General features: G+C 39.9%; 9 protein-coding genes and 2 pseudogenes. 5 read left to right on the top strand and 6 right to left on the bottom strand.

Annotation, left to right across the window (positions count from 1 at the left end; translation table 11 throughout):
- From A3G3_RS13435 to argH, 6 genes and pseudogenes are all read right to left on the bottom strand, one after another.
- A pseudogene (locus A3G3_RS13435) lies at positions 1–161 on the bottom strand (IS1595 family transposase); the annotation flags it as partial.
- Between the two features lie 21 nt (positions 162–182).
- On the bottom strand, positions 183–422 hold the full coding sequence (locus A3G3_RS0107805) for a hypothetical protein (RefSeq protein ID WP_019519977.1): 240 nt from the start codon (positions 420–422) through the stop codon (positions 183–185).
- Positions 423–1,400, bottom strand: a complete 978-nt coding sequence (gene thiL, locus A3G3_RS0107810) for a thiamine-phosphate kinase (RefSeq protein WP_019519978.1) — start codon at positions 1,398–1,400, stop codon at positions 423–425.
- Between the two features lie 20 nt (positions 1,401–1,420).
- A complete protein-coding gene (gene glmU, locus A3G3_RS0107815; protein ID WP_019519979.1) occupies positions 1,421–2,779 on the bottom strand; it encodes a bifunctional UDP-N-acetylglucosamine diphosphorylase/glucosamine-1-phosphate N-acetyltransferase GlmU in 1,359 nt (452 codons plus the stop codon).
- 70 nt (positions 2,780–2,849) lie between these two features.
- Positions 2,850–3,191, bottom strand: coding sequence for a gamma-glutamylcyclotransferase family protein (locus tag A3G3_RS0107820; protein ID WP_019519980.1), 342 nt, complete (start codon positions 3,189–3,191; stop codon positions 2,850–2,852).
- A gap of 253 nt (positions 3,192–3,444) precedes the next feature.
- Positions 3,445–4,848, bottom strand: coding sequence for an argininosuccinate lyase (gene argH, locus A3G3_RS0107825; RefSeq protein ID WP_019519981.1), 1,404 nt, complete (start codon positions 4,846–4,848; stop codon positions 3,445–3,447).
- Positions 4,849–4,893: 45 nt separating this feature from the next.
- On the opposite strand from argH, the gene A3G3_RS14030 reads away from it, so the two are divergent.
- The 5 genes and pseudogenes from A3G3_RS14030 to A3G3_RS14305 form a co-directional block, all read left to right on the top strand.
- A complete protein-coding gene (locus tag A3G3_RS14030; RefSeq protein WP_019519982.1) occupies positions 4,894–6,075 on the top strand; it encodes a histidine kinase in 1,182 nt (393 codons plus the stop codon).
- Between the two features lie 245 nt (positions 6,076–6,320).
- Entirely contained in the window at positions 6,321–7,058 is a 738-nt protein-coding gene (locus A3G3_RS0107835) for a LytR/AlgR family response regulator transcription factor (RefSeq protein WP_019519983.1), read from the top strand.
- A gap of 130 nt (positions 7,059–7,188) precedes the next feature.
- The gene (gene hemC / locus A3G3_RS0107840; RefSeq protein ID WP_019519984.1) at positions 7,189–8,139 is read left to right on the top strand and encodes a hydroxymethylbilane synthase; all 951 of its coding nucleotides are present in this window, start codon (positions 7,189–7,191) and stop codon (positions 8,137–8,139) included.
- A 12-nt stretch (positions 8,140–8,151) separates the two neighbouring features.
- Positions 8,152–8,955: a uroporphyrinogen-III synthase gene (locus tag A3G3_RS0107845; protein ID WP_019519985.1), complete on the top strand. Its 804-nt coding sequence runs from the start codon at positions 8,152–8,154 to the stop codon at positions 8,953–8,955.
- 21 nt (positions 8,956–8,976) lie between these two features.
- Positions 8,977–9,137: pseudogene (locus A3G3_RS14305) on the top strand (IS1595 family transposase); the annotation flags it as partial.

The following is a 9,137-nucleotide window of genomic DNA, read 5'->3' on the forward strand; positions in this document are numbered from 1 at the left end:
TTGTATTCTATCACAAGTCTGATTTTGTGGTAAAATAATATAGCTGTGTTAGCGTGAATACCAAGTAAATCACTGGCTGTTCTAGCAGTAACTTGTGNTACGAAAAATTCAAGCAATTTAATTTGTACTTTTTTGCTTAGTTTACAACGAGTTATCTTCATAAAACTAGTATAGCATAGTTGCTAATCTAGTTCAGCCCTAAAATTAATGTCTTTGGTATCAGCAAATAATAAATAATCGTTAATCGCCTCGTGTAAATTCAGCCGATAAGATAAAATATGTGCTATCGGAATATTTTTTAAACTACGGCTTAAATTAATTTTTTCTACTTTGCCTGTTTCAAAATAATCTTCTGAATATTTAGCGTGAATTAAGTTAATTTCACGGATTAGGCGTTCTATTTTTTCTAGGTTGTTGTTCATCTAAAAATGCTCCCACCCCTTAATCTCAAACTCAAGTTTTTGATTTTGAAAGAATAATTCTAAACCTTGCTGTTCTATAATTTCGCCAATCGGATAACTTAAGTTAGAATAACGATGATTAAATTTATCAAAATTATCTTTTGATAGGGTAAAGCATAACTCATAGTCATCGCCCCCATTGATGATATGGCGGTATTTTTGTGCAAAGGGCAGGGTATCCAAAAGCGTACTACACGGAATTTTATCCAAATCCAATCTTGCCCCCACACCGCTTGCCTTTAAAATATGCCCCAAATCTTGCCCTAAACCGTCCGATATGTCAATCATAGCGTTGGCATAGCCGATAAGCTGTTGCCCCAATCTGACTTTTGGGATTGGGTATTGCAAGGCAGTTTTTAGCGGTGTGGGTAAATTTGTCAACGCATTTAGGCGAGCATTGCCGTCGCCATTTAAATCGTCAAGAATGTGGTGCAAGGCGTAACTTGCTGAGCCGATATTGCCACTGACACAAATCACATCGCCGACTTTTGCCCCACTTCGGTAAACGGCTTGCCCTTGCTTGATAAAGCCCAAGGCGGTGATAGAAATGGTTAAAATATCTGATTTTGTGGTGTCGCCACCGATTAATTCTACGTTAAACTGTTTGCAAATATCCGCCACCCCTTTGGCAAATTTGCCAATAAATTTATCATTTGCCAAATGTGTGGGCAAGGATAAGCCCAGTAAAATAGCATAAGGGGTCGCCCCCATACTGGCAAGGTCGGACAGATTGACTGCCACCGATTTGTAGCCGATAGCGTGGGGCGGTGTTTGATGCACAAAATGCCGTCCTGCCACCGACACATCAACACAGCTGACCAATTGACAATTTGGCGGTAGCTGGCTTATCGCACAGTCATCGCCAATGCCAAGCACGGTGTTTTTGTGGCAGGCGGTGACATTTTGAAAGTGGCGGTAAATTAAAGAAAATTCGGACATAGTGATAACTTGACTTAAACTTAGTTTGTCGGTTTTTCAGGACGTTGCCAATTGTCAATCACAGTTTGGCGACCACGAGCGACGACAAGTTTAGCATCCGCACAGTCTTTGGTGATTGTACTGCCTGCCCCAATGGTAACCTTATTGCCCAAGGTTACAGGGGCAACTAATACCGCATTTGAACCGACACGCACGTCCGCCCCAATCACCGTTTTATATTTATTGACACCGTCATAATTGGCGGTAATCGTACCTGCTCCGATATTGGTGCGTTCACCCACTGTACTATCACCGAGATATGCCAAGTGATTGGCTTTTGCACCGCTTGCCATTTGGGTGTTTTTAAGCTCCACAAAGTTGCCGATATGCACATCGTTCGCTGTTACTGCCTTTGGACGCAGACGTGCAAATGGTCCAATTTGGTTATATTCACCAACAATCGCATTGTCAAACAAACTATAGGGTTGTATCACCGTGTTACTCGCAATTTTGCTGTTTTTAATCACACAACCTGCCCCAATCTGCACATTATCGCCAATGACACAGTCGCCCTCAAAAATCACATTGATGTCAATTTGTACATCTTTGCCAACTGTTAACGTACCACGCAAATCAAAACGCCTTGGGTCAATCAGATGAACGCCTTGTTTCATTAGGGTTTCAGCTTGAAAATTCTGCCAAGTGCGTTCCAAATTGGCAAGCTGAATACGATCGTTCACGCCTTCAATTTCAAAGCCAAACTCTGGCGATACGGTAGCAATATCAATACCGTCATCAACCGCCATTTTGACAATATCGGTAAGATAATACTCGCCTTGAGCGTTGTTATTATTTAGATTTTTTAAATAGTTATGCAAAATTTTGTTTGCCACACAATACACACCGCTGTTAATTTCGCTGATTTGTTTTTGTGTATCGGTGGCATCTTTTTCTTCCACAATCGCTACAATTTTACCATCTTTGCGGATAATCCGCCCAAGCCCAAATGGCTTGTCGGTATCAAATGTTAGCATGGCAAATTGGCTATCGGTATTGATAAGCTTGTTAAGCGTATCTACACCGATGAGTGGTACATCGCCCGACAAAATCAGAGTTTTACCACTTTGGGGTAGCACAGGCAAGGTCATCTGCACGGCGTGCCCTGTGCCAAGTTGTTCGGCTTGTTCCACCCAGTCAATCACTTCGTCCTTAAAAGCAGTTTTGACCTGCTCACCTTCAAAACCGTAAATGACAATATTTTTGTCGCTACCTAATTTTTTGGCAGTGTCCAAAACGTGTGCAAGTAACGGCTTGCCTGCCAGTGGTTGCAACACTTTTGGGCAGGTTGATTTCATACGAGTGCCTTTGCCAGCAGCCATGATGATGGTGGTAATAGACATGGGTTTTTCCTTATACGTTTTTGATTTTAAAATTAATTTTAATTTTACCAATCATTTCATATTTTAACACTTATTGTTGATTGGCATCGGCATAAATCCACGCCATTGCCCCTGATGCAAAATACGCTTGGATACGCTTATAAGCGTCTACTTCGTAGCGGTCGGCTTCGGCAAGTTCGTCGTCGGTAATGTCAAAAATTACGCCGTCCACCGTGTCGCTTGGATTATTTGTTTTAATCAGCATTGGGTGAAAGCGTTTGCCACTTTTTTGCAAGACATTGGGGTCAGTGATTTCAATTTCGCCTAAGGTATAGCCGATTAAATGGTCCTTTTCACCGTTTAATCGTCGCCCAAAGGTGGATAATTGCACGCTTTCTAGTTGCAGTGTACCGTACGAAAATAGTTTTGGCATTTTTAGTCTCTCTAAAATATCAATAAGAAGTTATTAATTTTGAAAGTTATATTCATATCGTTTTTTCAGTTCTAATTCATCAAGATTATCTTTACCATGATACGCTGAAGAATAAAAACTGTAGCCATGATATAACACACCTAGGATGGCAGTTGTTGAGTTTAAGTGAAAAATAGTTACCTGTTCAGCAATTGTCAAGGTTGGATTTTCTATATAACAAGTTTAGTAAAAAAGTTTTTTTCATTATATATTTTTATTTCATGTTATTAACACGCCCACGCCCACGTTCAATCGCCATTTTAACTTGATTTGGTGCTGTTCCACCTAAGTGGTTACGAGCGTTTAACGAGCCTTCTAATGTTAAATAGTCAAACACATCATCCGTAATTAAGTCGCTAAACCTTTGCAATTCTTGTAGTGATAGTTCACTAATATCCACGCCTTTTGCCATGCCAAGGGCAACCGTCTTTCCGACTACTTCATGAGCATCACGAAATGGCAAGCCTTTTTTCACCAAATAATCTGCTAAATCCGTCGCCGTGGCATAGCCTTTCATGGTGGCAGTTCGCATATTTTCTTTATTTGGCACAAGGTTTGGCAACATATCGGCAAAGGCAATTAGCGAGCCTGTCAGCGTATCTACAATATCAAATAATGGCTCTTTGTCTTCTTGATTGTCTTTGTTGTACGCAAGGGGCTGATTTTTCATTAGCGTGAGCAAAGTGGTCAAATCACCAAACACCCGAGCTGTCTTACCACGCACAAGCTCTGGTACATCAGGATTTTTCTTTTGGGGCATGATGGACGAGCCTGTACAAAAGCGGTCTGGCACTTGCACAAAATTAAATTGAGCTGACATCCACAAAATAATCTCTTCACTCATTCGTGAAAGGTGCATCATGAGAATACTGGCGTTACTGGCAAATTCAATGGCAAAATCACGGTCAGATACGGCATCTAGCGAATTTTGGCAAATGCCTTCAAAGCCAAGTAATGTGGCAGTAATCGTACGGTCAATCGGATAAGTCGTCCCTGCTAACGCTGCACTGCCAAGTGGCATTTGATTAATACGTTTGCGTGTCTCAATAAAGCGTTCGCTATCACGCACCAGCATCTCAAACCATGCCATCACATGATGGGCAAAACTCACAGGTTGAGCAGTCTGCAAATGGGTGAAACCGGGCATAATGGTGTCGGTGTGATGACTTGCTAAATCCAACAAACCATGTTGCAAACGAGAAAGTAAACCGACAATCACGTCCGTCTGCCCACGCAAATACAGGCGAATGTCGGTTGCCACTTGGTCGTTACGGCTACGTCCTGTGTGCAGTTTTTTACCAACATCACCAATCAAGGCAGTCAATCGGCTCTCCACATTCATATGCACGTCTTCTAACGCCACGCTCCAGACGAATTCACCACGCTCAATCTCGCCTTTGATTTGGGTTAAGCCATTTACGATTTTGTCTTTTTCATCAGTGGTTAAAATTCCGCATTCAGCGAGCATGGTGGCATGAGCGATAGAGCCATTGATATCTTCGTTTACCATGCGTTTATCAAAATTAACCGATGCGGTAAATTCGGCGACAAATTTGTCGGTGGCTTCAGAAAATCTACCGCCCCATATATTAGATGTGTTAGAATTATCATTTGTCATGGGTTACTCCTAATTTTGGTTGATTAATTGGTTAAAGATTTGCTTATGTTGTTAAAATGGTTGTCAGATTTACGAACATTTTTTGCCGACTTAATGCGTTCATTAATGCCTAGTATAGCAAATACTCACCTTGATACGCCAACAGAAAAACAAAAAACGCAACATAAACTTTTTATTCCCACATTTGAAAGCCGTTCATCGGTGGCGTTTTGGCTGTTTTTGATTGTATTTTTTGGCTTGTATGGTTTGGCAGTACGAGCGGACGCAATTTTTAATGCAAATCAAGCTTTCACCTTATTTGTTGCTTATATATTAACCAATGCTTGCGTGGTATTGTTTAACGTCGGTTACATTCATATTACTGCCGATACTTTACAAAAATTATCATTTCAAGAAATCTTAAAACGTTGCGTACTCGTCACCTTGATTACCGCCCCATTTGCCACCTTAGTTGCCAACTTTTTACAACTCGTCTTGCTTGATATTCCATTTGTATGGGTAGATGTGTTTAAATATATGGTGTTTAACACCGTTGCAAGCATGATGATTTTTGGCTTACTCATCTTTTATTTTGCCAATCAACAAAAAAAGATTGAACAACAATACACCGAATACCAACAAGCCCTACTTGAGCAAAACGAACAACTCAAAGCCCGCATTACACCCCATTTTTTCTTTAATATGCTCAATACCGCACAATATTTGATAGAAACCGACCCGTATGAAGCCGAGGCAATGATACGCCACGTTTCAAGCCTATATCGCATGAGTTTTGGCGAAGTCAAAGAAATTGCATTGTTGGATGAAATAGCTATTTGCAAACATTATTTGAATGTGGAAAAATACCGTTTTGAAGACAAATTACAAGTCGCATGGCATTTGCCCGATGATGAAGATATGTTATACGATATGACAATTGTATCATTATCCTTACAACTTGTTTTAGAAAAAATGATTATTTTTGTGGTAGAAATGACCACCGAAACCATTTATATGGACATCACGGTGAATTGGTCAAATGATTTAGTAACCATTGACATTCAAGTAACTTTGCCAAAAATCCATTACGCAACTATTCGGGAAAATATCACTAAAAAACTCAGTTTTACCAACCAAATCAATGTATTAAAACAACATTATGGCGAAAGTTCAGTGATTGATTATTTTTATGATGGCAAATATTTACTAATAAAAATTCAATATCCGTTAAAAGATGTGGCAGTTTAAGCAATATTTTTTATTAAAAAATTTAAACAATAACATGAATCATTCATCAGTAATTTATTTAAGTTTAAATAATAGATATTTTTTTAAAAAATTAAAAAATATCTGAATAAAAAATGGTAAAAAATGCTACTATCTTCCTAATTTTGTGATAGAATGTAAAAATTAGCTACCCAAAGCGATATTTTTTGTGATAAACGGTTTTATGTGTTAAAATAAAACAAATTGAAATAATTAAGGAGAAAGCTGTGAGAGTGATTGTCTGTGATGATGAGCCGTTGGCACGTGAGCGTCTAACGCGTATTATTCGTGAAGAAGGTCACGACGTTGTCGCACAAGCCACCACAGGGATTGAAGCGATTGCCCGTGTCAAAGAAACTACCCCAGACATTGTGCTACTAGACATTCGTATGCCAGAGATGGACGGTATCCGCTGTGCCAAAGAACTCAATGAGCTTGCTCAGCCCCCTGCGATTATTTTTGTGACGGCGTACGACCACTATGCGATTTCGGCATTTAAAGCCAATGCGATTGGCTATCTGCTAAAACCTGCCAATAAAGAAGAACTTATTGATGCCTTATCGCGTGCATCAACGCTTAACAACGCACAGCTAAACGAAATCCGCCGTTTGGAAGACCCAACCGCACAGCCAATGCGTCAGCATATTGCGGCTCGCACACACCGTGGTATTGAGCTAATTCCGCTGAGCGATATTTACTACTTTACCGCCGACCAAAAATATGTCCAAGTCCGCCACAAAAATGGCACGGTATTAATTGATGAAACCTTAAAAGAGCTTGAAGCAGAGTTTGGCACTTCATTCTTCCGTGTGCATCGTAATGCCTTGATAAACCTGGATTATGTAGAAATGCTAGAATCGGTTGACCAAGGGCAGTATCAAGTCAAATTTAAAAATATTGATGAGCGTTTGGCGATTAGCCGTCGCCATTTGCCTGTATTGCGTGACCGTGTGCAAACCATGTAAATGATTAACATTAAAATGCCTAAAATTGCAAACCGCATTTTAGGCATTTTTTTTTGGAAATTGGTCGTAAAAAATGTGCTAAAATTAACCGCAAAACTGTTTAATAAACTTTTAATGAATTGGAAAAATCATGAAAACCTTAAATATCGCTACCCGTCAATCACCACTTGCCCTATGGCAAGCTGAGCATATCAAATCACGCCTAGAAGAACTATATCCTGATTTAACCGTTAATCTTGTCACCATGGTCACCAAAGGTGATAAAATCCTCGATGTGCCACTGGCTAAAATCGGCGGTAAAGGCTTATTTATCAAAGAGTTAGAAGAAGCTCTCTATGAAAAACGAGCAGACATTGCCGTGCATTCCTTAAAAGATGTCCCAATGGAATTGCCAGACGGCCTAACGCTAGGAGCGTACTGCGAGCGTCACCGCCCAACGGACGCATTTGTGTCGAATAATTATAAACATATCAATGACTTACCACAGGGAGCAAGGCTTGGTACATCTAGTCTTCGCCGTCAATGCCAAATCGCCCAATTTCGCCCAGATTTACAGATTATTAGCTTACGTGGCAATGTTGGCACACGCCTGTCAAAACTTGACAATGGCGAGTATGATGCCATTATTTTGGCGACCAGTGGACTGATGCGACTTGGTCTTGATGAGCGTATCCGCCATGAATTAGACACGATTGTGAGCCTACCTGCGGTGGGGCAAGGGGCGTTGGCGATTGAATGCCGAGCCGATGACACGGCTGTGTTAGCATTATTAAAACCGTTAAACCACGAGCAGAGTAAAATCTGTGTACTTGCCGAGCGAGCGATGAACCGTCATCTGCAAGGGGGCTGTCAAGTGCCAATCGCAGGTTTTGCCACCATTGAAAATGACAAATTGGTGCTAAATGGACGTGTCGGTAGTGTGGACGGTAAAATATTACTAAAAGCCACCCACGCCAATCTTTTAACCGATGACCATGTAGAAAATGCCTTGATTGCGGATAATGTTGGCATCGTCGTGGCAAAAAATCTATTAATGCAAGGAGCGGATAAAATTTTGGCAGACATTTACCAAAATGCTTAATTATTAATCGCTATGATTTTTATTAGTACCAGACCAAAAAACCGTTCAGAGTTATTAACCAATCACCTAAAAGCCCAATCAATTCAAGTGATAGATTTACCATTGCTTGAATTGGTTCGTTGCGACATCAACGATTTTGATAAACAAAAGTTGATAAATTTAAGCCATTATCATCAACTTGTATTTGTTAGTGAAATGGCGGTGCGTACATTTTTTGATTTATGGTTAAATGATAATACATTGAGTTTAAATGATTTTTTATCAAAAAATTTTATTGCCGTGGGTGAAAAAACTGCTCAAGCTTTCAACGACATTTTTCAACAACAGTTTGCCCAGTTTCCCAACATTATCACACCGAGCCAGTTTAATTTACCTGAAAATAATGAAGGCTTGCTTCAATTAGATGTTATCAAAAATTTACCAAAAACTGCCAAAGTTTTAATTATCAAAGGCAAAGATGGACGCACCTTATTCAAAAAAACCTTGCAAAAGCAGGGTATTTGGGTGGATACGTTGGACGTGTATCAGCGAATTTTTCCAATCGCAAGCCGACAACTTTTTGCAAACTTTTTTCAAAGTGTGGATTTTTGCCAAAAGAAAGTGGTCCTTATCACCAGTATGACTACTTGGCAACATTGGCAACAACTGTTAAACGATTTTGGGGAATGTGTACAAAATTTTGATTATATCGTGTTACAACATAGGATTGCGACAGCCTTGCAAGAGCAGGGGGTTGGCAATGTATGCGTGGTGAACGATGTTAAACCAATGACGGTACAACAAGCATTGTTAAGTTTTGGGGCTGAACTAGATTAGCAACTATGCTATACTAGTTTTATGAAGATAACTCGTTGTAAACTAAGCAAAAAAGTACAAATTAAATTGCTTGAATTTTTCGTANCACAAGTTACTGCTAGAACAGCCAGTGATTTACTTGGTATTCACGCTAACACAGCTATATTATTTTACCACAAAATCAGACTTGTGATAGAATACAA

It is taken from the genome of Moraxella boevrei DSM 14165, from assembly GCF_000379845.1.
Lineage (GTDB): Bacteria > Pseudomonadota > Gammaproteobacteria > Pseudomonadales > Moraxellaceae > Faucicola > Faucicola boevrei.

What these genes read in the sequence shown, in the direction of transcription:
- A3G3_RS0107805 (WP_019519977.1), bottom strand. Translation starts at nt 422, where the DNA reads ATGAACAACAACCTAGAAAAAATAGAACGCCTAATCCGTGAAATTAAC.
- thiL (WP_019519978.1), bottom strand. Translation starts at nt 1,400, where the DNA reads ATGTCCGAATTTTCTTTAATTTACCGCCACTTTCAAAATGTCACCGCC.
- glmU (WP_019519979.1), bottom strand. Translation starts at nt 2,779, where the DNA reads ATGTCTATTACCACCATCATCATGGCTGCTGGCAAAGGCACTCGTATG.
- A3G3_RS0107820 (WP_019519980.1), bottom strand. Translation starts at nt 3,191, where the DNA reads ATGCCAAAACTATTTTCGTACGGTACACTGCAACTAGAAAGCGTGCAA.
- argH (WP_019519981.1), bottom strand. Translation starts at nt 4,848, where the DNA reads ATGACAAATGATAATTCTAACACATCTAATATATGGGGCGGTAGATTT.
- A3G3_RS14030 (WP_019519982.1), top strand. Translation starts at nt 4,894, where the DNA reads ATGTTGTTAAAATGGTTGTCAGATTTACGAACATTTTTTGCCGACTTA.
- hemC (WP_019519984.1), top strand. Translation starts at nt 7,189, where the DNA reads ATGAAAACCTTAAATATCGCTACCCGTCAATCACCACTTGCCCTATGG.
- A3G3_RS0107845 (WP_019519985.1), top strand. Translation starts at nt 8,152, where the DNA reads ATGATTTTTATTAGTACCAGACCAAAAAACCGTTCAGAGTTATTAACC.